This window comes from Natronorubrum halobium (assembly GCF_051351675.1).
GTDB lineage: Archaea > Halobacteriota > Halobacteria > Halobacteriales > Natrialbaceae > Natronorubrum.
Genome location: NZ_CP195595.1, coordinates 3506085 through 3531843 on the forward strand (window position 1 = coordinate 3506085; position 25759 = coordinate 3531843).

Annotated in this window: 20 protein-coding genes; 6 read left to right on the top strand and 14 right to left on the bottom strand. The window is 62.3% G+C overall.

The window, feature by feature from the left end; all coding sequences use genetic code 11:
• Positions 1-158: 158 nt before the first annotated feature.
• Positions 159-2351, bottom strand: coding sequence for a DUF2206 domain-containing protein (locus tag ACSFC7_RS17340; RefSeq protein WP_436344076.1), 2193 nt, complete (start codon positions 2349-2351; stop codon positions 159-161).
• Positions 2352-2909: 558 nt separating this feature from the next.
• On the opposite strand from ACSFC7_RS17340, the gene ACSFC7_RS17345 reads away from it, so the two are divergent.
• Positions 2910-3650 carry a GNAT family N-acetyltransferase gene (locus ACSFC7_RS17345; protein WP_436344077.1) on the top strand — a complete coding sequence of 247 codons (741 nt, stop codon included), beginning with the start codon at positions 2910-2912 and terminating at the stop codon, positions 3648-3650.
• Here ACSFC7_RS17345 and ACSFC7_RS17350 read toward each other — a convergent pair whose 3' ends face one another.
• The 5 genes from ACSFC7_RS17350 to larC form a co-directional block, all read right to left on the bottom strand.
• A complete protein-coding gene (locus tag ACSFC7_RS17350) occupies positions 3651-4808 on the bottom strand; it encodes a glycosyltransferase family 4 protein (RefSeq protein ID WP_436344078.1) in 1158 nt (385 codons plus the stop codon).
• Positions 4809-4985: 177 nt separating this feature from the next.
• Positions 4986-5879: a glycosyltransferase family 2 protein gene (locus tag ACSFC7_RS17355; RefSeq protein WP_436344079.1), complete on the bottom strand. Its 894-nt coding sequence runs from the start codon at positions 5877-5879 to the stop codon at positions 4986-4988.
• Between the two features lie 8 nt (positions 5880-5887).
• Entirely contained in the window at positions 5888-7219 is a 1332-nt protein-coding gene (locus ACSFC7_RS17360) for a glycosyltransferase family 2 protein (RefSeq protein ID WP_436344080.1), read from the bottom strand.
• Between the two features lie 373 nt (positions 7220-7592).
• The gene (locus ACSFC7_RS17365; RefSeq protein WP_436344081.1) at positions 7593-8525 is read right to left on the bottom strand and encodes an NAD-dependent epimerase/dehydratase family protein; all 933 of its coding nucleotides are present in this window, start codon (positions 8523-8525) and stop codon (positions 7593-7595) included.
• A gap of 231 nt (positions 8526-8756) precedes the next feature.
• Entirely contained in the window at positions 8757-10217 is a 1461-nt protein-coding gene (gene larC / locus ACSFC7_RS17370) for a nickel pincer cofactor biosynthesis protein LarC (protein ID WP_436344082.1), read from the bottom strand.
• A 236-nt stretch (positions 10218-10453) separates the two neighbouring features.
• Here larC and ACSFC7_RS17375 point away from each other — a divergent pair, with 236 nt between their 5' ends.
• Together ACSFC7_RS17375 and ACSFC7_RS17380 are read left to right on the top strand one after the other, a co-directional pair.
• Complete coding sequence (locus ACSFC7_RS17375) at positions 10454-12685, top strand: CDC48 family AAA ATPase (RefSeq protein WP_436344083.1); 2232 nt, start codon at positions 10454-10456, stop codon at positions 12683-12685.
• Positions 12686-13025: 340 nt separating this feature from the next.
• Positions 13026-13346, top strand: a complete 321-nt coding sequence (locus tag ACSFC7_RS17380) for a hypothetical protein (protein WP_436344084.1) — start codon at positions 13026-13028, stop codon at positions 13344-13346.
• 42 nt (positions 13347-13388) lie between these two features.
• Here ACSFC7_RS17380 and ACSFC7_RS17385 read toward each other — a convergent pair whose 3' ends face one another.
• From ACSFC7_RS17385 to ACSFC7_RS17415, 7 genes are all read right to left on the bottom strand, one after another.
• Positions 13389-14315 (bottom strand): DMT family transporter, encoded by a 927-nt coding sequence (locus ACSFC7_RS17385; RefSeq protein ID WP_436344085.1) that lies wholly within the window; start codon positions 14313-14315, stop codon positions 13389-13391.
• 167 nt (positions 14316-14482) lie between these two features.
• Positions 14483-14848 (bottom strand): DUF7344 domain-containing protein, encoded by a 366-nt coding sequence (locus ACSFC7_RS17390; RefSeq protein WP_436344086.1) that lies wholly within the window; start codon positions 14846-14848, stop codon positions 14483-14485.
• Between the two features lie 180 nt (positions 14849-15028).
• A complete protein-coding gene (locus ACSFC7_RS17395) occupies positions 15029-16345 on the bottom strand; it encodes an ABC transporter ATP-binding protein (RefSeq protein ID WP_436344087.1) in 1317 nt (438 codons plus the stop codon).
• On the bottom strand, positions 16342-17625 hold the full coding sequence (locus tag ACSFC7_RS17400; protein ID WP_436344088.1) for an ABC transporter ATP-binding protein: 1284 nt from the start codon (positions 17623-17625) through the stop codon (positions 16342-16344). Before ACSFC7_RS17400 ends, ACSFC7_RS17395 begins: the two co-directional genes overlap by 4 nt.
• A gap of 1 nt (position 17626) precedes the next feature.
• The gene (locus ACSFC7_RS17405) at positions 17627-18637 is read right to left on the bottom strand and encodes an ABC transporter permease (RefSeq protein ID WP_436344089.1); all 1011 of its coding nucleotides are present in this window, start codon (positions 18635-18637) and stop codon (positions 17627-17629) included.
• Complete coding sequence (locus tag ACSFC7_RS17410) at positions 18634-19623, bottom strand: ABC transporter permease (protein ID WP_436344090.1); 990 nt, start codon at positions 19621-19623, stop codon at positions 18634-18636. Before ACSFC7_RS17410 ends, ACSFC7_RS17405 begins: the two co-directional genes overlap by 4 nt.
• Positions 19624-19712: 89 nt before the next feature.
• Positions 19713-21272 (bottom strand): ABC transporter substrate-binding protein, encoded by a 1560-nt coding sequence (locus tag ACSFC7_RS17415; protein WP_436344091.1) that lies wholly within the window; start codon positions 21270-21272, stop codon positions 19713-19715.
• A 179-nt stretch (positions 21273-21451) separates the two neighbouring features.
• Here ACSFC7_RS17415 and ACSFC7_RS17420 point away from each other — a divergent pair, with 179 nt between their 5' ends.
• From ACSFC7_RS17420 to ACSFC7_RS17430, 3 genes are all read left to right on the top strand, one after another.
• The gene (locus ACSFC7_RS17420) at positions 21452-22087 is read left to right on the top strand and encodes a ribonuclease H (RefSeq protein WP_436344092.1); all 636 of its coding nucleotides are present in this window, start codon (positions 21452-21454) and stop codon (positions 22085-22087) included.
• A 157-nt stretch (positions 22088-22244) separates the two neighbouring features.
• On the top strand, positions 22245-22712 hold the full coding sequence (locus ACSFC7_RS17425; protein ID WP_436344093.1) for a DUF2240 family protein: 468 nt from the start codon (positions 22245-22247) through the stop codon (positions 22710-22712).
• 24 nt (positions 22713-22736) lie between these two features.
• The gene (locus ACSFC7_RS17430; protein ID WP_436344094.1) at positions 22737-23114 is read left to right on the top strand and encodes a hypothetical protein; all 378 of its coding nucleotides are present in this window, start codon (positions 22737-22739) and stop codon (positions 23112-23114) included.
• Positions 23115-23398: 284 nt separating this feature from the next.
• On the opposite strand, the gene ACSFC7_RS17435 is transcribed toward ACSFC7_RS17430, so the two are convergent.
• Complete coding sequence (locus tag ACSFC7_RS17435) at positions 23399-25636, bottom strand: hypothetical protein (protein ID WP_436344095.1); 2238 nt, start codon at positions 25634-25636, stop codon at positions 23399-23401.
• Positions 25637-25759 lie beyond the last annotated feature (123 nt).

Genomic DNA, 25759 nt, shown 5'->3' on the forward strand with positions numbered 1-25759 from the left:
ACCGACCACAGAGATGCAATTAAATCCCCGCTGTCCGACCGGTCCGGTTTTGCCGCGTTACTCGACTCAACGACTAGTTGACATCCTTCCCGCGTTGAATGCGGGCGTCGCGTCCGTTTCAACGTACGGACCGAACCGTCTCGAGGTCACGCATCTGACTACGCATCGGCCCGATACTCGTAGATCTGCATCTCCCCGTTGTCGAAGAGCATCTCCGTCCGCTCGTCCTGAGCGATTCGTTCGCGCTCTCGTTCGGAGAGTTCACCGCCGGCTCCATCGTCGCTGACGGAGCGCTCTCTGATAACGATGTATCCGTCGTCAAACGCGGTGTCGTTACCGACTGCGGTCGGAATTGGATGCATCTCTATCTCGTAGTAATCGGGTGGCACGACCGACCTGAACAGCTGGGTCGTGTGCCTATCAGTGTAGACAGTGACCGAATCGCCGCCCGTTTCATCGATTCGATCGACAGCGACTCGCTGATCGAACCATTCGACCCCTTCGATCTCCTCGTCCGTGTACGCGAAGTCGGAGACGTCGTCGTCGAACGTGAAATCGGTGGGTTCCCCGACGAGTTGCGGAGCAGCCCCCACGTTGATGACGAAGACCGTCAACAGCAGCGCCGCGAGTGGCGACCAGCCGAGGGATCGCTGGACTCTCCGAGCGTTCGAGTGAAGAACACCGTATCCGAGGACGACGAACGGAGCCAGAACGACCATCGAGATCTGGAAGACCCGATCGGCGTCCAGGTTGTGGATTGCGACGACCGAAAATCCGAGGAAGCCGTACAGCGGGATGGCGAGACAGACGAGCGAACTGGCTGCAACCGAAGACGATCCGTTCCACAACTCGGCACGAGCTCGACTCGCCAATCCGATTCCGGCGAGAGCGATCATACCGGCGTAGAGAACCGTCGTCAGTCGCCCGAGGGTGGTTTGTTGCTGTTGAACGATGCCCGCCCCGGTGCCACCGGAGAGGTATTCGAACTCGAGTGCGACGAGGTGCGAGAGCTGTCGAGCCATCGATTCCGGGACCAGTGCCAGTACATCTATCAACGCGGGTGAGATAACCCAGTACCACCCGATCGTGATCGCAAACAGTATACCGACGAACGGGAGGGTGATCGTCCTGTCGGCCCGACGGTGATCGATGCCCGGTGCCAGTCGTAACAGTATCGCACAACCGGTCAGCGCGATAATGAAGATAAACGACGTCGCGTAGTGTGACATGACCATTCCGAGACCGAACAGTAGCGCAAAAACCGTCGCTCGAGGCCCCGAGCGGTCGCTCACTAGTACGAGTAACATGAGAACGACGAATAGTTCGGAGACGTGTTCTTTACCGGGCGTAAAGTAAAACGTCCCGTGATAAAACAGAAAAAAGAAACTGCCGAAGTACGCCGGTGCCGTTCCGAATGAGTCACGAACGAGATAGTAGATTCCCACGGGAAGCAACGCGACGATGAGTGAGTAGACGACTGTGAAGGTGACCGTGAGATCGATCCCCATGATGGTGGTAAAGACGGTCGGTGCGACAGTGACGAGTGGAACCGACGCAGACTCCCCCGCCAATTCGACGTTCCAGTATCCCGTCTCCTGAGACGTCGCTGCGAGATAGTAGTGTAACTGTACGTCCGCCCCGACCAGCGAAGGGGTAGCCAGGTTACGGTGAAGAAACGTCGCGAGAGCAACCGATCCGATCACGAGGGGGTAACGCCGACGTGAGAGTAGCGGGTAAGAAAGGACGGCGACACCGATCGCGATTACGAGCACGTACATGAGTTCGTTCCGTCGATAGACCGCCCACACGCGAGCGGCGACGACGGCAAGCACCGGGAGTGCGCCGAGCAAAACGGCAGTCAATACGTCACCGCGGGTGGCGGGTATCGACGGGAAACGGATCGATCGACGACCGCGAGTCGACAACAGCGTCAGTGCAATCACCGACACGCTCATTCCGCCCAGTAAGACGAATGGAGTCAGTGGCCGAACGAACTGGCCAACCGTCCACTGGAGGACTACTAGCAGGACGGAAACGAATACGAGGCCGAGTCCGATCGAATACAGAACGAACTCGCCGAACCCGTCAGATCGGTCGAACAGTTCGTAGAGCAATATGCCGGGTACGACTACCAGTAGTACCCCCCCGGTCACCGCCTGAAGGAAGCGGACGTGGACGTCGAAGGCCGCTCCGAGAACGCTCACCCAGTAGACGACCAGTAGAACGGCAACCGTGGTTCTGATAGTTCGCCCCGAGAGTGCGGTCGGTCCATCGGAACCGATGTCGTCGACGATACGGAACACTCGTGACGGAAATACGCTCGAGTCGTCAGCTTCGGTACCGTCTGTCATCGGAGAATCGGAGCCTCGAGTTCGCTCTCTTTCATTTCTGCGTTCTATCGATTCCCCCCGTTATGAATCTGGTTTCAGTGAGAACGATAATACACATTGGTGTGAACGATCCGCTCCGTCGAATGCGGTATCAACTATCGATTTACCGGATCTGTGCGGTCCCATCGATTCGTCGAGTCGACTGTTATCTGGTGTGTGACCGTTTATCCAGGGAACGGTCATCAGTGTATATGACCGCCACTGTCGGAAGCCATCGACATGAAGGTTGAACACGTTGAGCAGCCGGAACGATGGAATCAATTCGTCACCCGGCACTCAGGACCGGTATTCGATCTGTGGGAATGGGGACAACTCTGTGAACACTACGGGCACGAAACCACGTATCTCGGTGCGATCGAGAACGACGAACTCCTCGGTGTGGTTCCGCTCGTGTTTATGCGGAGTCGACTGTTTGGGGACAAACTCGTCTCGATGCCCTACAGTGAGTACGGATCGATCGTCCTCGCCGATCGTGCGCCCGCTGAGACAACGGCCCACTTACTCCGACGAATCCGTGAGATGGCAGACGAGTTGAACGTGGAGTTCGTCAGTCTCCGTGGCCGGGATATCGATACGACCGCTACACCCGCGTTTACACGAGAGCGTCGGTTCGTCACGTTTGAGATCCCGCTCGAAGACGGCGATCCCGACACCGTCTGGAATGCACTGGATAGCTCTCGTCGAGGACACATCCGGACCGCGAGGAAAAACGAGCTTACGATACGGAAAGCAACATCCGTCGACGACCTGCGTCGTTACTACGATCTCTTTCTCAACAACATGCAACACTTTGGAACACCACCGCACTCGTTCGGGTTCTTTGAACGGCTTTGGGAGGAGTTAGGAGACAATGTCGTCGTCGACCTCGTCGAATACGACGGGTCGCTCATCAACGGGCAGATCGTGCTCTTTTCCGAGGACACCGGTTTCCACTGGGGTTCCGTTTCTGACCACGAATATCGTGATCTTCAGGGAGGGAGTCTACTCCTGTGGAATTCGATCGAAGAGGCCACCCGTGATGGATACTCGACCTATTCGCTCGGCCGAACGCGAGAGGGAACCGGGGTCTACTCCTTCAAGAAAAGTTGGGGCGGAGAGAAGGTCTGGTTCGACGACTATCACTACTTCCCTGATGACGAGATCACGCTTCCGAATCCGGACGACGACAAATACGATCGTCTCAAAGACGTCTGGCAGAGACTGCCAAGGCGGGCAACGCGAGTGATCGGGCCGCCGATACGAAAGAATATCAGCCTGTGATTATCGCGCTTCGAGCACCCGCTCGTAGAGATCGACGTGTTTCGCCGCGATAGCATCCCACGACAGGGACACAGCCTGCTCGGCGCTTCGGTCGCCCATCCGCCGACGGCGTTCGTCGTCCTCGAGAAGCGTTACGATGGCATCGGCCAACTCCTGCGGATTTTCCGGCGGTACGGTCAGCCCACAATCGGCATCCTCGACTAGTCGCGGAAAATCGCCCGCATTCGTCGCGACGACCGGCTTCCCGAACGAGTACGCGGTCGAAAGCACGCCGCTATGTCCTTTTTCGCCGCCCTCGCGGTCCCGGTACGGAAGCGCCACGAGCGCCGCACGGGAGAAGTATTCTCCCACGCGTTCGTTCGGAATGAAGTAGTCGTGGATCTCGAAGTGGTCTTCGTATCGGTCGATAACCCGTCGTGACCGCTTCGAGAGTCGGCCGTCGCCGGCGATGGTCAGCGTCACGTCGGGAACGCGGCGCCGGACGATCGGAATCGCGTCGATGAGCGTGTCGACTCCCTTTTCAGGGATGACGTTGCCGAAAAACAGGATCGAGTTTCGTTCCACCGGTCGGTCGTCGTAATCGTAGGCGGTAAAGAGGTCGTTCGCCCCGTGTGGGACGACGTCGACGGGCGTCCCGGGGTGTAACCGCGTTGCCGTCGGCACCTGATTGTTTCCGTGGACGATTACCTGATCGAGTCGGAGGTCCGGAATTACTGACTCGATGACGTTCTCGACGGTTTCAACGGGCCGAGAAACGGCGAACCGTCGATCGTCGACCTCGTGGTACGTGACGACGAACGGGTAGTTCCTATCGACGCCGTACAGTTTCGAGAAGAACTTCACCTGTGGAAAGAGATCGGTCGGATCGTGGACGACGTCCGGATCGAGGCGATCGATCAGTTTGAGGTGTCGGTAGGAGTACAGCCCTCGCAGATTTCGTCGGACGGGGACGTTGAATCGGTAGAAATCGGGTAACGAGAGGTCCATCGATCGGAACGCGTCGACCGTTCGAACCGTCTCTTCGAAGACGTCGTCTGCAGACGTTTCGTCCGGCTTGAAGACGGTCACGTCCGCGTGCTGTGCGACAGCATTTGCGAGTTGGGCAGCATAATGTGGTAGACCTCCCTTGTTCTGTGAGAGAACGTACGCGATCTTCATGGTTCGTACGACCGGTGTCGGTGACTGTTAAACGGACAGTCAGTTCACGTGAACACCGCTACGTTAATCTCGAGGCTGGTCGACCTGCGAGCGACGTTCGCGGAGAAACCCGTTTTTGAACGTCTCCAACGACGCTTCGTCGGGGAGATGGCTGCCCGCGCGCCACGTTCGGTACGGTCACTGTGAGAGTGCGTTCCGCAGTGGTGTCACGAGCGTCGAACCGACCAAGAATACCGTACTCCCGACTAATCCGATCACTGGATACGGAGAGAGACCCATCTCCAACGACCGCACGTAGTACGTGATCGCCCGACGGTACTCCCTATCCCGATGAAAGTACACTCCTGCTGCGAAGTACATTCGTCTGTAAAAGACGGACAGAAACGGTCTCGCCTCGGGAACCCGGTCGAATGCGAAGGCGAGGTATCGTTTCCCCTGTTCCAGGTAGTACGACGGGTCGAGGCCGCCAGCGGACATGCTCTTCTCGTGGTACCGAACTCGAAACGTATCCCGACTGAAACAGACGCCGGCGGTCGACGCCTCGAGCGCGAAGAGATGGTCTTCCCATCGACCGAGCCGTTCTTCGAACCTGGCACCGACTTGCTCCGTGTCGACGACGACCGACGACATAATCTCGTTGAGGTCGCCGAGCAGCAGTTCGTACACGAAGTCGTCTCTCGTCATCTGCGGCGCATCGAGACAGAGGCCCGCACCGGTGGATCGCATTCGGGCGAGTTGACGCGACAGTTTGTCGTCGACCCAGATATCGTCCGCATCGAGAAAGGCGACGTATCTCGTGTTCGCTCGCTCGAGACCGATATTTCGGGCCGCGGCGGGACCCTGCTGCTTCCGATCTTCGACGACGATGATCTCCGTGGGTACCGACTGCCGGGAAGCGGATCGTTTCGCGGCCTCGAGCATCGTCTCCGGCGTATGTGCCGGACTATACGGGATGACGACGGATACGGTCGGTTTCGAGTGACTCCTCGGGGAGTCGTCGATCGACGCGGTCGTCCGGAGGCGTTTCGTCAATCCGTTCACCGCTGATCGAGCGACGGGTATTCGATCCATGACACTCGTCACTCGTCGCTCGACCAGCAGCCGTGTATCTTGAACACGAAAATGAGAACTGCGGTGAGGGAAGCGAAGATCCCGAACCAACCGAATGCCACGGAGCCGACGAATACCGTGGTCCACACGACCTCGCTTCCGTTCGACTGCATCAGAAACGTCGTACCGAGCCAGAGTCCGAGGATGACGCTCACGAATCCCGGTGTGGCGAGGCCGAGGAGTGGGCGCTGATACGCGGTCGTTTTCAGGATATTCCCGACGAGGGCCGCCCCGTGAGCGATCGGGTGCTGGCTGCTCGGGTTCTCCACATCGTAGGAGATACTGGTACCGATCTCTTCGATGCCGTAGCCGCACTTCCGTGCGTGATAGAGAATATCCGTGCTCGCGCTCATCTGGGTCTCGAGGTCGTGATCCTCGCTGAGCGAACGGATCGCTCGATCGCTATACGCACGAAACCCGCTCTGTGTGTCCGTGATGCGATTGTGCGGTCGAACGTAGCCGAGACTCGCGTTCGTCAAGAGGTTGATCGCCCAGACTCCGAAACGACGAACTGGTGAGATATCCGTGTTCGCCCCGTCGGCGAACCGGCTGCCGATTACGACGTCTACGGTAGGCGTTTCGAGCGTCTTTCGCAACGCCGGTATGTCCGACGGATCGTGCTGTCCGTCGCCGTCGATCGTAACGAGAGAGCTCGCACCGCGACGAGCAGCCTCGTCGAACGCCGTCTTGATCGCTGCCCCGTATCCCTGGTTGTAATCGTGTTGGATGACCGTTGCCCCGGCCTCGCGTGCTCGAGCTGCCGTTTCGTCGTCGCTTCCGTCGTCGATCACGAGTACACGGTCGGCGTAGGCGCGTACCTCCTCGATGACGGTTGCGATCGCTCCTGCTTCGTTGTAGGCCGGGATGGCGATGATATCTTTCGCCGGTCCATCAGTCGATCGTTCTGTCGCGATCTGCGTGGCGTTCGACGGGGTGGTCGTATCGGTACAATCGATCGATTCTCCGATCGTGCCATCGCGATCGGGGAACACGATTCGTGAGTATCCCTTCCGTCTGGCAACGAACGCGAGCACGTCTCGGAGCGCGTCCTCGTCGAGTTCGATATCGTAATCGAGATCGACGACCTGTGCGCCGATGGTTCGAGCGACTTTCGCCAGTTCGGGCGATCGGTCGCTCGAGAGCGCGACGAGAACGTCGTACCCTTGGGCCTTCGCGCGGTGTATCTGGTTGATCTCTTCGAGCGATTCGTCTGCTGCTGTCGTGACAACACCAGTTACTGTCCCGCCGTGAGGTTCGTGCTCTCGTCCCGTCCTCCACGCGTTATGGCTCTGATCACTCATGATATCTCTCGACACTCCCGATTGTTGGTTTGACCGCCGAATCCCTCTGCTCTACACTCGCTCGATGCCTCCGCGGACTCCAGTCGTTGCGACCGAAAGTGACGGGCGTTCTCACTCGAGATAGCAGGTGAGCGTACGCGTTCGATACTAGTAGGAAGGCAACATATGTAGACTCGACATCGTCACAGACGACGGTAGCCCCTAAAAGGAGATAATACCGTTTCATTCACACACCCAACCATTGTGTCAGACTAGACCCTATTATATCGAACAGAATCACGATAGTATTAGCGTGCGCGTCCCGGATTATTCGCGATGCGATACCCGTGCCGACGGTCAATTTCTCCGGGCAGGGTATCGATCAAAACACGTATTAAACGGACCTGTCCTCGGTGTAGGGTGCACAAACCCGACGTATCCCCTCGTGAAACTCGATTTCCGGTTTCCAGTCCGTCGCCGCTCGAATCTTCGAGATGTCCGCGCAGGTGTCGTGGACGTAGACGTCATCCGGAATCGGATTCTCGACGTACCTGGGTTCGACGTCGGTCCCCAATTCGTTGTTAATCAGTTCGACGACAGTGTTGAACGCGTACCGATCGCCGGTTCCGAGATTGTAAATGCCGTCTAGACGGTGATCCGCGGCCAGTTCGAGGCCGCGAACGATATCATCGACGTGGGTAAAGTCGCGCGTCTGCGTGCCATCACCGTACAGGTCCGGGGATCGGCCGTTCGCGATATCGTCGGCGAACTGCGAGACGATATTCGCGTACTCACCTTTGTGTTCTTCCGCCCCCCCGTATCCCTGATAAACCGAAAAGAAACGCATGCCTGCCACCTGCACGTCGTAGTGATTCGAAAAGTACTCGCCGTAGTGTTCGCGTGCGAGCTTCGACGCCTCGTAGCCCGTCTTCACCTCCACGGCCATGTCTTCCGTCGACGGCTCAGTCTGGCTTCCGTAAATCGAGGACGTTGAAGCGTACACGACCGTATCGCAACCGTTGTCTCGCGCCCGCTCGACGACATTAACGAACCCCTCGACGTTGACTCTCACGCCCCGCTGTACGTCCGCTTCGTGCATATCGTACGACGAAAGCGCGGCAAGGTGAAAAACGACGTCTACGTCCGACGGAAAGTCCGAGTCGAGCACGTCCGTTTCGACGAATTCGACGTCCGACGAGAGGTGAGCTGGCGTACCGAGATAGCAGTTGTCGACCGCAATAACCTCGTTATCGGTTGCCAGTTTATTGGCGAGGTTCGAGCCGATAAATCCGGCACCGCCCGTCACGAGGACACGTTGACCCTGCATGCGCCTTACGTCCCCCACTCGCGGCTAAAGTAACCACTTCCGTTGCAGACGGTAATCGGTATTTTAGCGCAATTAGGTGCGGTAATTAGCAACTGTATCCGACTTACAGGACCGCTTATCCATCGGCGACCGATCGCCACTCTGATGAATACGCGGATAGCTGCTTCGGCATCATCCGTACGGTTCTGCTGTGCGTTTGCGAGCGACATTACCTGTGAGACTCGGCGTGGTTCACGACGAGGTCGATGAATCGGTTCCCCTCGATGCATTCGAAGTCGATCCGGCCGTCTCTCTCCTGACGAGACGCTCCGCCCGGTCGAGGACGTCTCGAACGGCGAGGTTCGTCCTGCCGGCGACTGCCAACGCGTCGTCGTACTCCGCGCTCACGTCGTACACCTGATCGTCCGCGTCGCTGGCGATCTTCACGGTCACCTCGTAGATCTCTTCGTCGACCTCGAGCTCGACCGTCTCGAATTCCCGGTTCGCGATCCACCGGTGGGTTGCCCCCGCGTCTCGAACCCCGAGCGTCCCGGTCTCCTCGGCCAGCGCTCGAGCCACTCGCTCCCGATCCGCGGGCTTGCAGATCACCTTCACGAGATGGCCCGGTCGGGACTTCTTCATCGTGGCCGGCAGTATCGAGACGTCTCTCGCGCCCGCGTCCGAGAGCGTCTCCTGGAGCCCACCCAGGACCTCCGGCGTCGCGTCGTCGAGGTTCGTCTCGAGGACGGCGATATCGTCCTTCACCAGCTCGCCGCGACCGTCGCCGTCGCCGATCAGCGCCCGGAGGACGTTCGGGTGTGGATCGAGGTCGTAACCGCCGGCTCCGTAGCCGGAGGCCTCGAGGTCGAGCGACGGCAGCGACGCCACGCCGGCGGCGAAGTGGCCGAGGATCGCGGCCCCCGTCGGCGTCAGCAGTTCGGTCTCGACGGGACCGCCGCGGAGCGACCAGTCGGCGCGCTGGGCGATCTCCACGACCGCCGGCGTCGGGACGGGGTACTCCCCGTGGCTCATCGAGATGCTGCCACCGCCAGTCGTGAGCGGCGTCGTGACGATTTCGTCGGGCCCGAGATCGTGACACAACAGCACGGCCCCGACGATGTCCGCGATGGCGTCGTCGGCCCCGACCTCGTGGAAGTGAATCTCCTCGAGCGACTCCCCGTGGACGCTGGCTTCGGCCTCGCCGAGCAGTTCGAAGATCGCGAGCGCGTCGCGCTCGACCGCCGGGTCGAGTCCCATCTCCTCGACGATCTCGCGGACCTCGAGGTAGCTCCGGTGGGGGCCGTGGCCTTCGGCGTGAACGTGGTCGTGGCTCTCCTCGCTCGCGCGGCCGCGTTCGTGATCGACACCGTTCTCGTGGCCGTGTTCGTGGTCGTGACTGTGGCCGTGTTCGGCCGCGTGATCGTGGCTGTGTTCACTCCCATCGTGGCTGTGACTATGTCCGCCCGCGCGCTCGTGGCCGTGATCGTGGGTGCAGTCCTGCTCGTCACCGTCGACACCGTCCCGATCGGTCAGGTAGACGTCGACGGTCGTCGAGGAGATGCCGCACTTGACCGTCTCGTCGATTCGGTACGCCACCTCGAGGGCGTCGGTGACGGGCTCGAGGACGTCGGGGTCGGCACCGGCATCGAGCAAGGCGGCGAGGATCATGTCGCCGCTTGCGCCCATGCGGCCGTCGAACGCGAGGATGCTCATGGTTAGGAGGCAGGGTGGCACGGCCAAAAAGGCATCTGTTCGCCGCGAGGCACACGACCGTGTTCAAAGACGAGAGACGGTGTCGGTAGCACCAAAACCAACCGATGCCGGTACATCTATGTAGTTTCCAGCCCCAGGTACAAATGGTAGCATCTAGCATACCGTGCGGTGAAGGCTAGCAAAAAACCTATCCGCTCACGAAGCGGAGTCATTGACATCACCGTCTACCCCGAATCATGAATGAAGTTCAACTGGAGGTTGCGAAGGCGTACCCGAACGACTCGGGTCGTGGTATCGCCCGACTCGACCCGGACACGCTGTTGCATCTGAAGCTGAGTCCGGGCGACATCATCGAGATCGAAGGTGCAGACACCACCGCGGCGAAGGTGTGGCGCGCCGACCGGCAGGACTGGAACACGGATACGGTCCGGATCGACGGCTTCACCCGCCAGAACGCCGACGTGGGAATCGGCGAACGCGTGACGATCCGCAAGGCGGAGGCGACGAAGGCGGACAAACTCACCCTCGCACCCCCCGAAGAGGCGTCGGTTCAGTTCGGCTCCGACGCGGCGGGCATGGTGAAACGCCAGATCCTCAAGCGGCCGGTCGTCGGCCGCGACATCGTCCCGGTCATGTCCTCGACGAATCATCCATTCATGCGGTCGCCGGGCCAGGCGATTCCGCTCATCGCCGTCGAGACGGAGCCGGAGGGTGTCGTGCTGATCACCGAGGATACCGACGTCGAACTCCGCGAGGAGCCGATCAGCGGCTTCGAGAAGACCGGAGGCGGGATCACCTACGAGGACATCGGCGGTCTCCAGGGCGAAATCCAGCGCGTCCGGGAGATGGTCGAACTCCCGATGAAACACCCGCAGATCTTCAAGAAACTGGGGATCGAGCCGCCACAGGGTGTCCTGCTCCACGGGCCGCCGGGTACCGGGAAGACGCTGCTCGCGAAAGCGGTCGCCAACGAGACCTCCGCGAGCTTCTTCTCGATCGCGGGGCCGGAGATCATCTCGAAGTACTACGGCGAGTCCGAACAGCAACTCAGGGAGATCTTCGAGGACGCCAGCGAGGAGTCGCCGTCGATCATCTTCATCGACGAACTCGACTCGATCGCACCCAAACGGGAGGACGTCACCGGCGAGGTCGAACGCCGCGTCGTCGCCCAGTTGCTGACGATGATGGACGGCCTCGAGGCTCGAGGCCAGGTCATCGTCATCGCGGCGACCAACCGCGTCGATTCGGTCGACCCGGCGCTGCGCCGGCCCGGCCGATTCGACCGCGAGATCGAGATCGGCGTGCCGGACGAGGTGGGTCGCGAGGAGATCCTCCAGATCCACACGCGCGGCATGCCCCTCTCGGACGACGTCAGCCTCGGCCACCTGGCCGACGAGACCCACGGCTTCGTCGGCGCCGACATCGAGTCGCTGACGAAGGAGGCCGCGATGAAGGCCCTCCGCCGGTACTTACCGGAGATCGACCTCGACGAGGAGGACATCCCGCCGAGCCTGATCGATCGGATGATCGTCAAGCGGGAGGACTTCCGCGGCGCGCTCAACGAGGTCGAACCCTCGGCGATGCGCGAGGTGCTCGTCGAGTTACCGAAGATTTCGTGGGACGACGTCGGCGGTCTCCACGACGCCAAAGAACAGGTTCAGGAGTCCGTCGAGTGGCCGCTGAACAACCCCGAGCGGTTCGACCGGCTGGGGGTCGATCCGCCGGCCGGCGTCCTGCTCTACGGGCCGCCCGGCACCGGGAAGACGCTGATGGCGAAAGCGGTCGCCAACGAGACCAACGCGAACTTCATCTCGGTGCGCGGCCCGCAACTGCTCTCGAAGTGGGTCGGCGAATCGGAGAAGGCCATCCGGCAGACCTTCCGCAAGGCGCGACAGGTCTCGCCGACGGTGATCTTCTTCGACGAACTCGACGCGCTGGCACCGGGCCGGGGCGGCGAGACCGGATCGAACGTCTCCGAGCGGGTCGTCAACCAACTCCTCACCGAACTCGACGGCCTCGAGGAGATGGAGAACGTAATGGTCATCGGCGCAACCAACCGCCCGGACATGATCGACCCCGCACTCCTGCGCTCGGGTCGATTCGACCGGCTGGTCATGATCGGCCAACCCGACGTCGACGGCCGCGAACGCATCCTCGACATCCACACGGAGGATACGCCGCTCGCAGCCGACGTCACGCTCCGCGAGATCGCCGAGATCACGGACGGCTACGTCGGCAGCGACCTCGAGTCGATCGCTCGCGAGTCGGCCATCGAGGCCCTGCGCGAGGATCACGACGCCGACATCGTCGAGATGCGTCACTTCCGACAGGCCATGGAAAACGTCCGGCCGACGATCACCGACGACATCCTCGAGTACTACGAGCAGATCGAAGAGGAGTTCCAGGGCGGCGGCTCGGGCGGACCGGGTCCGTCGGGCCGTCGCGGCAGCCGCATCGGCTTCCAGTGAACTGACGCGCTCCCGAAGAACCCCAGCGGTCGCTCGATTTCGACGCGACGACACCAGGTTCGCGGTTCGGTACCGATGTCCCTTCGACCGACTATTGTCACTCGCCGATCAACTACCGAGTGAGACGTGGCCGTAACCGGATCTTAGAGACCGGAGAATCAGCTTACACCGCGGCGTACCGCGGACCGCCTCGGCTACCGATTGGCCGCTCTGCGTACCGAAACCGAAGGTGTTCGTTCAGGACGATCCTATCGCCGGTGAATCTCACGTAGCGTTGTCAAACGGTCTCGCCGTTATATGTGCTGGTCATCGGATATGTGATACGTACCCGCTCAGATCAATGTCGAAACCCTCCACTGCTCGCGACCCGGCCGACACGGAGCCGACCGACGACGAGCAGCGCGGCGACCGTGAGCCGTTCGACGAATGGGATAGCGGTGATCGCAGGTCGGAGACCGACGGGTGGGCGCTCGAGGACGTCGCTCCGTCTCTCGCGAAACCGATCCGCGTAACCGGGTTCTGGGGTGCGATCGTGCTGCCGGTTTTCTACGTGCCGTTGCTCGCGAACGGGCTGTCGACGGCCCTCGAGGCGTTGCTCTTTTGCGGACTGATCGCGCTGAACCTCGTCGCGCTGTACGTGGGTCACGCGCACCGCCGGTAGGGTCGAACGACCGGAGGCTCGTCTCCCGTCGGTTCGGATCGGTCACTCGCTCGAGCGCCACTGCTCGAAGTGATCGAACTCCTCGCGCAGGGCCTGACGCTTGACGAGGACGAAGCCGACCGCGATGAAGCCGAAGCCGACGACGGTCGTCACGTCGATGACTTCGCCCAGATAGAGCCAGCCGACGACCGCGGCGAAGATCGGGGCGACGTAGGAGACCATGTTGATCTCGACGGCCCCCAGGCGCTCGAGGAGGTCGAAGTACAGCAAGAAGCCCACCGCGCTCGCGACGATCGCGAGGTAGCCGAGCGCGCCGAGCGCTTCGGGGTGGGTCCACGTCGACGGCTCGATCGGTTCGCCGAGCCCGAGGCTGACGAGGTGCATGAGGATCGCGCCGCCGATCATCGACCAGGCCTCCATCGTCTCGATCGGAAGCGCGGCGTCGATGGTTCGCGTGAGGACGCTCCCCAGCGCGAACGCGGCCGCCGCACAGAAGACGAGCAGCGTCGCGACGACGTTGGCCGTCAGCACGTTCGAGGGGTCCGGTCGAGCGATGATGGCGACGCCGACCAGTCCGATGAGCAGGCCGGCGACGCCGACGGTCGAGAGCGCGTCCGAGGGGGCGAACACGCGTGCGAACCCCGTCGTCAGCACGGGCGAGAGACTCACGACGATCGCCGCTGCGGCCGCGGTCGTGTGTTGCTGGCCGACGAACAGGAACGCGTGATAGGCCGCGATCAACAGAACGGCGCCGGCGGCGACCAGTAGCCACTCGCTACGACCCCGTGGATGCCAGTCGTCGACGGCGAAGGCCGCGTACGCGAGCATGAACACCCCCGCGATGTCGTACCGGAGGGCCGCGAACAACACCGGCGGGAAGTGCTCGAGGCCTGCACTGATCGCGACGAACGCACTGCCCCAGATCGCTGCGAGGGCCAAAAAAAGTGCGAGGTTTCGGTATCGGCTCACAGGGAACGTCTCGCCAGTACGCTCCTACGTGTTTCGATTCGCCGTGGGGCACGCTGGACCGCGAGCGCCGACCCGGACTCGAGTGCGTGAAGAATCGCCGACCTCGAGGTCAGTAAGCCGCCGAAAACGGTGGTGATGCAGAGTCGCTAGAACAGCTCGGATCCGGCTTAGAGCGGTGGGAGTTCCCGAATCTCGGGCTCCTCTTCGGTCTGCTTGAACTGCTCTAACAGCGGCTTGATATCCTCGAACCCTTCGGCGAGTACGATGTCGCCGCTTCGCAGGTCGTACTCGATGATGTCGTAATCGGCGAGTCGCGGCAGGTGGTTGTGCACCAGCGAGACGTAGACCCGCTGTCTGGTTTCCTTGTCGATCTGCGCCGGGCGTACGTCGACCTCCCAGGCGGCAATCCCGGTGACGACGTCCTCGAGGTTCGCGTCTCGGTGCTCCACCAACTGGTAGAGCAGGAACCGACGCTCGGACTCGGCGAGGAGAGAACAGGCAGCTTCCATTCGGCTGGCGTTCGCGTCGTTCATACCTTACGAAGAGTCCGGGTGATATTACACCTGCTGCCAACACAGATTGGCTCCCCGATCCGGACGGTCGTCTCTCCGTAGGCGCCAATTTCGGGTACGACGGCCGTTTCAAGGGCTGGTACCACCAGATAATGATTCGTGTACGCTCCCCATTCGACCGCTCGATACTCACGAAAGCCGTCACGTCCAGGAATCCGGCTCGCCGGTCCGCTCGCTGGCCTCGCCGTGAAGGTGGCAGGCGACCGGATGGCCGCCGTTCCCGAGTCCCGGATGCTCCCGCTCGCAGACGCTCTCGTACGTCTCGCGCAGTCGTTCGGCGGCGGCGTCCCAGTCTTCGTCGGCCAGTTCCGCCAGCGCTTCCTCGAGAACCTCGTCGTGACGCGGCGGCAGGGCCTCGTCGAGCAATCGGTCCTTCACCGCCGCGACGAACTCGGGAACGTCTGCGGCGGGAATGCCGCCGTCACCGCGTTCGAACTGATCGTCGTCACCGACCGACTCGAGGGAGATGTCTCGGTCCTCGATCCGCTGCCGAACGGTCATGAGTTCGCGGTACGTATCCTGTTCGATCTCGAGGTCCGCCGGCGGGATCACCATCGGACACCGGGTCCGGAACCGACAGCCGCTCGGTGGATCCCGCGGCGACGGCACGTCACCGGCCAGCGTCTCTCGTTCGCGCTCGCGCTCCTGGGTCGACGCCCGCGGGACGCTCTCGAGTAGCGCCTGCGTGTAGGGGTGTTTCGGGTCGCTGAACAGGTCGTCGACGGGGCCGATCTCGACGATCTCCCCGAGGTACATCACGGCCACGCGGTCGCAGACGTGGCGAATCACGGAGAGGTCGTGGCTGATCAGCAGGTAGGTCAGATCGAACTCGTCTTGCAGGTCGTCGAGCAGGTTCAGTACCTGGGCCTGCACCGAGACGTCGAGCGCCGACGTCGGTTCATCCAGGACGATGAACTCCGGTTCCAGGGCCAGCGCGCGGGCGATCCCGATCCGCTGGCGCTGCCCGCCGGAGAACTCGTGGGGGTATCGATCCAGCTGGTCGGCCGAGAGGCCGACGCGCTCGAGGAGGTCGCGAACCCGCTGCTGGCGCTCGTCGCCGGTCCCGACCCCGTGAATGTCGAGCGGCTGTCTGACGATCTCGCCGATCGTCATCCGCGGATCGAGACTCGAGAACGGGTCTTGAAAGACGACCTGTGCCTCCCTGCGGAAGTCCGTGAGTTCGGTTCCGTCCAGTTCGTAGACGTCGTGACCGTCGAACTCGACGCCGCCGCCGGTCGGCTCCTGCAGTCGTAACAGGGTCTCCCCCGTCGTCGACTTGCCGCAGCCGGATTCGCCGACCAGTCCGAGCGTCTCCCCTTCGTAGATGTCGAAGCTGACACTGTCGACGGCGCGAACGGGGACGGGCTCTTCGCCCAGCAGTCGGTCGAGGATGGAGTCGTTCTCCCAGAAGTACTTCTCGAGGTCGTCGACGCGAACGAGCGGCCGATCGGCACTCATTGGTGCTCACCTCCGCTGGTCTCGGCGTGCGGAGCGGTCCGATCGTCCGGGTGCGTGTCATCGGTGCTGTCCGAGTCGACGTGCTTGTCTCCGGCCGGCCGCTCCGTCTCGCCGAAGTAGCCGTCGGGCAGCGCCTCCGTTTCGTCGTACTCCGTCTCGGCGAGGACGCACCGAGCCGTGTGGTGGTCGCTCCCCTGGGCCGGGTACTCGGGCGGATGCTCGAGACAGCGTTCCATCGCCTTCGGACACCGGTCCGCGAAGTGACACCGATCGCCCATCTCGTGATCCAGCAGGCTGGGAACGTTCCCCGGAATCGGCTCGAGTCGGCCGCCCGCGGCCTCGAGGTCGGGAACCGATCCGAGTAATCCGTCCGTGTAGGGGTGGACGTGGTCGTCGAACACGTCCTCGAGGGTGCCGCGTTCGACGATCTCGCCGGCGTACATGACGCCGACGCGATCGCACATCCGTGCGATGACGCCCAGGTTGTGCGTGATCAGGAGGATCGTCATGCCGGTTTCCCGCTGAAGTTCGTCGAGCAGGTCCAGAATCTGGGCCTGGATGGTCACGTCGAGCGCGGTGGTCGGCTCGTCGGCGACCAGCACGTCGGGCTCGCCCGCCAGCGCCTGGGCGATCATCGCCCGCTGAAGCATCCCGCCCGAGTACTCGTGGGGATACTCGTCGGCTCGTTCGACCGGATCGGGAATGCCGACCAGCTCGAGGAGTTCGACGGCTCGTTCGCGACTCTCGTCGCTGACGTATCGCTGGGACGGGACCACCGTCGAGAGGAGGTACGAAGCGAACGAGTACTCGGATGACTGCGTCCGTGCCCGCGTCGACCGAGGGTTCGCACTCGCTCGTCGCTGGACCTCGACCGCCTCCGCGAGCTGTTCGCCCACCGTGAGACTCGGGTTAAAACTGCTCTCGGGATCCTGGAAGATCATGCTGAAGGAGGTCCCGCGGAGCGCGCTCCGCGTCCGTTCGGGAACCTCGAGGAGGTCGACGAACTGGTCGTCGACCGCATCGGGATGATCGTCTCGAACGGCCTCGGCCAACTCGGCGTCGTTGAACCAGATCTCCCCGTCGGTGATCCGGCCCGGCGAGTCGACGAGGTCCATGAGCGACCGAGCGGTCACGCTCTTGCCGCTCCCGCTCTCGCCGACGATGCCGAAGACCTCGCCGCGTTCGATCCGCAAGTCGAGGTCGTCGACGGCGTTTACCTGCCCCTGTTCGGTGAAGAATCGAGTCGAGAGTCCGTTGACGCGAATGATATCGTCTGTCACGTTAGACACCTCCCTCTCCCTCGATGTTCGGGTCGAGGGCGTCCCGTAGCCAGTCGCCGAGCAGATTGATGCTGATCACGGCGAGCACGATCGCGACGCCGGGAATCGTCGAGATCCACCAGGCGCTGCGCAGGTAGTCCTGCCCCTGGCTGATCTCGTACCCCCACGAGAGCGTGGTCCCCGAGAAACCGAGGTACGACAGGGAGCTCTCGAGGAGGATGATCGCCGCGACCTGAATCGTCGCGAGCACGATGATCGGCGTGAGGCTGTTCGGAAGGACGTGTTTGCGGAGAATCGTCCAGTTGCTCGCGCCGAGACTCTTGGCCGCCTTGACGTACTCCTCGTTGCGGATCGAGAGCGCTTCGCCGCGAGCGACGCGGGCGAACCAGACCCAGTTGACGAGCGCGACGACGAGCGTCACGGTGCCCGGGAGGACGGCGTACTCGGGCATCCCGTCCGCGATCCCCGCCAGCACGATCGGATCCGGAATGTACTGGACGCTCCGGCCGAAGACGCCGATCAACGCGATCGCGAGCACGAGCGACGGGAACGCCAGCATGATATCGGCGATCCGCATCATGGAGTCGTCGGTCCGGCCGCCGAAGTAGCCCGCGACCAGTCCGAACGGAACGCCGACCGCCGCGGCCAGTCCGGTTCCGACCAGCCCGACCAGCAGCGACGTTCGGGCACCGTAAAGCACCCGCGAGTAGACGTCCTGTCCGAGGTTGTTCGTTCCGAGGACGTGCTCTCCCGTCGATTCGACCGTGTGGGGAACGCGCTCGCGGTCGCCGTTACTCTCCTCCCACGTGTGGGTTTCGTAGGTGGTTCCGATCGGCGGATAGGAGCTTCCCTCTTCGTCGAAGTGACCGGTCGTGCTCGGGTTGTGCGTCGCGAGGATCGGTGCGAACGTCGCGACCAGGATGATGACGATCGCGATCGAGAGCCCGATTTTCGCCATCAGACTCCGATCGAACTCCCGCTTGAGACTCGATTTGAGTCGGTCCGAAATCATTCGTCGACCACCCGCGGGTTGAGGGACGCGTACAGCGCGTCGACGACGATGTTGATGAGGACGAACCCGACGCCGACGAAGATGAGGATGCCCTGAATAACGGGCCAATCACCCGCGTACAGTGCCGATATCAGCCTCGTTCCGAGCCCGGGCCAGTCGAACACCTGCTCGGTGATGACCGCACCGCCGATCAGCGTCCCGAGCTGGAGGCCGAGCACCGTGATGATCGGGATCATCGTGTTACGCAACACGTGTTTGAACCGGATTAGAACGTTCGGTAATCCCTTCGCCTCGGTCGCCGTCACGTACGGTTTTCCGAGTTCGTCGATCATTCCGCTGCGAGTCAATCGTGTGATCAAGGCCGTGAAATACGTCCCCAGCGTGATCGCCGGGAGTGTGACGTGTTTGAACCACGTGATAATATCGTTGAAGTAGCCGGTCGTCACCAGCGCGACTATCGCGTCCGTGAAACTGACCGGTCGTTGGCTCACGGGAAAGAGCCCGAACTGTACCGACAGCACCAGTATTAACATGATCCCGAGCCAGAAGTTCGGCGTACTGATCCCGACCAGCGAGAACGTCGTCGCGCCGTAATCCGCCGGATCGTGACGCCGCGTGGCGCTGACCACGCCCAGCGGAATCGCGATCACGACCGCCACGACGGTCGCGGCGACCGCCAACTCGAGCGTCGCCGGAACGCGTTCGAGGACCATGACCGAGACGTCGCGACGCGACTGATAGGAGAACCCCAGATCTCCGACGAGAATTCCCTGGAGGTAGTCGAGATACTGAACGTAAATCGGTTCGTGTAAGCCCATCTCTTCGCGGATCCGGTCGCGGAGTTCGGGTGACGTCGAGGGATCGACGATCAGGTCGACGGGGTCACCCGGGGCGATCGCTCTGAGGCCGAACGTCACCGTGACGACGCCCCAGATGACGAACACACCCTGGAGAATTCGTTTAATAAGGAACTTGCCTGTAGACATCTGATACGTGTGCGTTTTGCTGCTGTAGTGAATGAATATTGGACTGCTACGTCACCGACCCGACGTAGCGATACTGTACCCTCGAATCGTTACCTGCTCATCTCGTCCAGGAAGATACTCTCGTCGGCACGGGGGTCCCAGTCGACGTCGGATCGGATCCCGTAGATGCTCTCCTCGCGGTGGAGGTAGACCCACGGTGCCGCCTCGTGCAGGTCGGCGTTGATCTCCTGGAGCAGTTCCTCGCGTTCGTCGGGCTCGGCGGTCTGCTGGCTCTCGAGGATTTTCTCCTCGATATCTTCGTCCTCGAAGTTGTACGCGGCCTGTCCGCTGACGAACCACGGAGCCAGTCCGTAGTCCGAGTCGTACGTCGGGTTCCCCCAGCCGATGAGGAAGAAGTCGGGAGACGTCGACGGATCCGCGTCGAGCGACGACTCGGTGAGGCTCTCGAAGTCGGTGATCTGGAAGTCACAGGAGACGTTGTCGAGTTCGTCGATCTGTTGGGCCGCAGTCTCCGCGACCTCGGTGTCGTTGAGGTAGCGTCCCTCGGGGGACTCGAGCGTGATCTCGACGTCCGCGTAGCCGCTTTCCTCGACGAGCGCTTCAGCCTCGTCGGGGTCGTGGGGGTACGGGTCGAGTTCGTCGTTGTAGCCGAAGATCCCTTCCGGAACCGGCTGCGAACTCGGTGCGCCGAACCCGTCGAGCACGTTGTTGATGATGGCGTCGACGTCGACGGCGTAGTTCATCGCCTGCCGGAACTCCTGGCTGTCGAACGGTTCGTCGTCGTTCGGCATGACCAGGAAGATGTTTCGAAGGCTGGTGACCGTCCGAATTTCGGCGTCGTCGGTCTCGTCGATGGTGGCGACGTCGGACGGCGGAACGTTGACGATCAGGTCGCTCTCGCCGGTCTCGAGTTCCGAGACGCGGGTGCTCGCCTGATCGGCGCCGCGGAACCGGACCTGTTCGATATCGGGAACCTCTCCCCAGTAGTCGTCGAACGTCGTGAGCGTGATCTCCTCGCCCGGCGTGTACTCTTCGACCTGGTACGGACCGGTGCCGTTCAACTCCTCGTTGGCCGGTTGTTCGTCCAGACCTTCCATCCACTCCTCGCTGGCGACGGTGGCGACGGTGGCGACGTTGAATTCGACGATCGACGGAACCGACTCGTGTTCGATCAGGACCGTCGTCTCGTCTTCGGCCTCGGCCCCGGTGACGCCGGGGTATCGGTCGGCCTGTTCGCTGACGATGCCGACCTCCTCGTCGACGGCCCGGTTGATCGTGTAGGCGATGTCGGACGCGGTCATGTCCTCGCCCTCGTGGAAGACGACGTCGTCGCGGATGGAGAGCTCCATCGTGTTATCGTCCGGATGATCCCACTCTTCGACGATCCGTGGCTCGAGTTCGCCGTCGGGCGTGATGTTCCACAGCGGCTCGTACACCTGATCGAGGACGTTGTACGTCGGCGAGTCGTTGTGACCGTTCGGATCGACGGTCGAAGCGAACTCGCCTTGCGTGACGACGAACTCGCCGTCGCCATCGCTACCTGAGTCGTCGATACAGCCTGCGATGGCCGCGAGACCGGCGATACTCGTCGCTGCACCAGTACGCCGGAGAAGCGTTCTACGATCGAGCGAATGATTGGCACCCTGCATACCCCATAGCAAACAAGGAGATTATTTATAAATACTGGTGTCTCGGGAGCCATATACGTCGATACGTACACTGGTGTATAATTTTGTACAGTGAATGGGAAGTATTAAAATCGCCTCGGTCTGTCGCACGGACCGATTTCTGGGATAAGTTTAAGAAACCTTCAACTCGTAGTACGGGTATGGCCGCTCACGGCCGGTCCGCACTGCGGGACCTGTTCGACGAGTCGCCCACACCCCACATCGCCCACCCGCCACGGACCCATCATCGTGACTTCTACGTCGCTACCGACGGGTCCTTCCGGCAAGCGGGCGGTGGACTGGGCGCCGTAATCGAAACACGCGACGGCACCCGTGTCGCCCGCGTCGCGACCACGGATACGCCGCCCGACAACAACGTCGCGGAGTATCGAGCGCTGCATCTCGGACTCGACGTACTGGCTGCCCGTGCGCCACGAGACGCCCGTGTCGGCGTCCTCATCGACCACGACGCACTCGCCAGCAACGTCAACAGCGCCATTCTCGCGACGAATCACCCCGACGGGAAAGCACCGCGTCCCATCTCCGTCCCGTCCGCCACCCGGTATCACTGGCGGGGCATTCAGGCGCGGCTCAACGGCTTCGGAGAGGTCCGGGCCGCGCGCATCGACAGCGACCAGAACCCCGCCCACCCCCTCGCGAACGCACCCGATCAGTATCGGCACGTCAATCGGGAACCCGACCGCTGCGTCCTCCCGGAGACGCCCGAACCGACCGCGACCGAGTTCCCGCCGCCGTCTCGAGCCAACCGCAACGGCGGCGGTCGAGCCTCGGACTGAGGGCTAACCCAACCGATCTCCATCCCCGAGGATCGCACACCTCGACGCCGCTCGAGCGGGGACCGAACCGATCCGGCTCCCCCGAGTGAGACTCGAACCGACCCGTCCAGCGGTCGGAACCGCCACCGTTATCTCGTCGTTCCGGCCATCACAGTGCATGAGCCTTCGCGTCGCGATCGCCGCGCCGTTCGTTCAGAACGGGAGCCGGCAGCTGCAGGAAAACGAACTCGTCGTCGCACTCTCGCTCGACCGCGACTGGTTCTCCCCCGACCAGTCCAAACGGCTGATCGACGTCGCGACGCGCGAGGGACTTCTCGAGCCGACCGACGACGGTCTCGAGGTCACGTTCGACCCCGCCGAGGTAACGGTCCCCGACGAGTTCGTTCCCGACGACGACCTCCTCAGGGAACGCTCCGCGTTCGAGCGCGTCCTCGATGCGCTCGTCGCGGAAGGAGTGGAGAAACACGAGGCCGTCGGCGCGATCAACACGCTGCAACGGGACCTCGGCGTGACGATCGAAACCGCCGCCGTCGTCTACGCCCGTCGGGAGGGGATCGACGTCTCCGACCTGGTCCCCGTCGCGCGGTCGGCGTTGCGAGACGAGTCGGAAGCCGAAGGGCGTTAATCCCCGGCCGCCCGAGCGAGTGGCATGGTCGAAGAGCGGATCACCGACGGCCGCCGGATCGCCGAACTGCTCGCCTCCGAACTCGACGGCCGCGAGGACGGCACGCTCGAGTCGACGCGCGTCACGAACGCGGATCGCGACGTCGAATCGACGGCCGACGGCGCGCGTGCGTACGACGTGGAGTTCGCGGCCGAGCGGCTCGCCCGGGTGTTCGTCCACGAGGAGCGGGCGCGTCTCGAGTTCGAGACCGGACAGGACGTCGCAGCCGAGACGGCCGACGACCTCGAGTTACGCGTGCGGCCGAAGGCGACGGAACCGCCGCGGACGCTCGTCTTCGTCGAGAGCGGCGCGGCGGTAAAGCGAGCGACGGACATCGTGCAGGCTGTGAGCCGGTCGCTGTAGCAGGGTTGCGCGCTCAGAATCAGCCGACACTCGCGGTCAAGCGAGAGACGGAGACGACGTTATCCGATCAGGTTGGGCATATCCTCGTCCCACAACAGGCGAATCCCTGCGTAGACGACGGCAAATGCGAAGCCGACCGTCACGGCGAGCGCTATTGCATCCATACGCCGACTTGTTTTTCACGCAACATATACGTTGTGTGTCAGTCACGAACGTCCCGACACCGCGAGTAGCCGAACGCGTCGAAAATCTGCAAACGCGAAAACGGGTGGACCGGTGTCGTCTCAGTAGTCGTCGGGCGAGATACGGTCGGAGTCGGCGTAGACGAACGCCGAGCCCTCCTCGAACGAGAGGTCGGTGATCGAACCGGCGTAGCGGAAGCGCTGGTAGCCGGTTTCGATCTCGCCGCTCACCGTTCGGTCCGACTCCACCGTCGCGTGCCGACTGGAGGCGTCCCAGGCGATCGTCTCGATCCGACCGTCGACGCTCACTTCGTAGGAAGCGGACGAGCCGTTACTGACGATCGTCAGAATGTGTGGCAGTTCGTCGCCGTACTCGCTGGGGTCGATCCGCTCGCCGTCGAGCGAGACGCGAGCCGAGCCGTGAATCGTGATCGACTCGAGATCGCCGCTGAAGCTGAACGCGTCGCGCCAGCCCTTGAGAGAGCCGGAGACGTGTCCGCCGTCGATCTCGGTGTCGTCGTTGATCGACGCGGCCTGATCGGTCGTCGGTTCGACGTCGCCGCCGACGACGAATTCGTACTTGGTCTTGCCCGAGGTGCCGACACCGTCGATCAGCAGCGTCCGATCGAGTTCGTCGCCGCCGTCCTCGTCATCGTGCCACGGCATGCCGCCCTTCCAGTCGTCGCCGGTTGCACCGGACCGCGGATAGCGACTGAGGTACGACTGCTGGTCGTTGACGATCGGTTCGGCCGGCCCCTCGACCGTGACGTCCACGAGCATCGTGTCGAACTCCCAGGCGTGGCGGCCGTCGACGACGCGACCCGCGGCGCGGGTGCCGTCGTCGCTGACCCACATGTAGTCGTCCTCGATCGTCGCGCCGTTGTACGTCGAGGGCTCGATCGGCCCGTTTTCGATCTCGAAGTAGTAGTCGGTCGGCTCGTCTTCGCCTTCGGCGACGAACTCGTAGGTGTGTTCGAACTCGTGTTCGTCCTCGTCGTCCTCTTCGGGTTCGTCGTCGGCGTCCTCCTCGTCGTGCCACGGCATGTTCCCCTTCCAGCCGTCGCCGGTTGCGCCGGAGAGCGGGTATCGGTCGAGGTTCGAATCGACGTCGTTGACGACCGCGTGGGCCGGCCCCTCGACGGTGGCGTCGATGATGTTCGTGTCGAACTCCCAGGCGTGGCGGCCGTCGACGACGCAGCCCGCGGCTCGCGTGCCGTCGTCGCTGATCCACATGTAGTCGTCCTCGACGGTCGCGCCGTTGTACGTCGAGGGCTCGATCGGCCCGTTTTCGATCTCGAAGTAGTAGTCGGTCGGCTCGTCCTCCCCTTCGGCGACGAACTCGTAGGTGTGCCGGAGGTCCTCGTGGTCCCCGCGGGGTTCGCTCGAGCCGCCCGAGCTACCCGACGCGGCCGCTTCGGCCGAGGTGGGGACGCCGTCGGGGACCGAGAGGTCGGGGGTGGAGCCCGCCCGAGACGTGTCGACGCTTCCTTGCGTTCCGCCGGAGATGTTCCCGCCGTCGAGGACGATCGTGCCGCTCTCGTGGGTGATCGCCGCGGCGCCGTACGATCCGGCGGCAAAGTTGCAATCCGTGGCGGTCATCGTCTGGTTGCCCCAGTGCCACAGCGGCCGACCGTGACTCTCGGAGTAGTTCCCCCAGCCACCGTAACTCGTCGAGTAGTCGGTGTCGTCGTTGTACGCGACGCAGTTCTCGAGCGTGTCCGACCCCGACCCCGTTCGGAACGTGGTGACGCCGTTGTTCTTCCCGTAACAGTCGGTCCAGTGGACGCTCCCGCCGTGGGCGGTGTTGGAACAGTAGAACCCGTTGTTCGGGTAGCCCTGGACGTTCATCCGCTCGAACTCGACGCGGCAGTTGGCGCTCCGGTGGTAGAAGACGGCACCGGGGCCGTGGACGAAGCTTTCGCCGCTCTTGTTCGCGCCGTCGCCGATGTAGACGTTCTCGAAGGTGACGGTCCCGCCGGTGTTCGTGATCGAGAAGATGAAACTGCTTCCCTGGTAGAGCCCCTTGACGCCGACGTTGCGGATCGTGGCCGCGCCTTCGACGATCATGGTGATGCTCCCGCCGCCGGTGACGTCGATGAGTTTGTTCTCCCACGTTTCGTTACCGATCCGAATCGTCTGTCCGCGCGCTCTGATGACGTCGTAATCGTCACCGCTCGCACTCGCGGTACCGACCGCTGCGGTCGCCGCCACCGTCGTCGCACCCGCAAGCTTCAGGTACGAACGACGGTCAAGCAACGTGTTATTATCTTCAATATCTCCGTTAAAGCCCCGTTTACCGCCATTTTCACCGTCATCCGGTTCTGCAAGATCGCGTGCCATACGATCCTGTAATTCTCCGTTTCCTATATAAGCTTTCTCCTTAAAATGAATAAAATAAGAAGAATATCATAGTATCGTGACTGGATATGAAATTATGATTGTATCTGATTCACTATTTTTTAT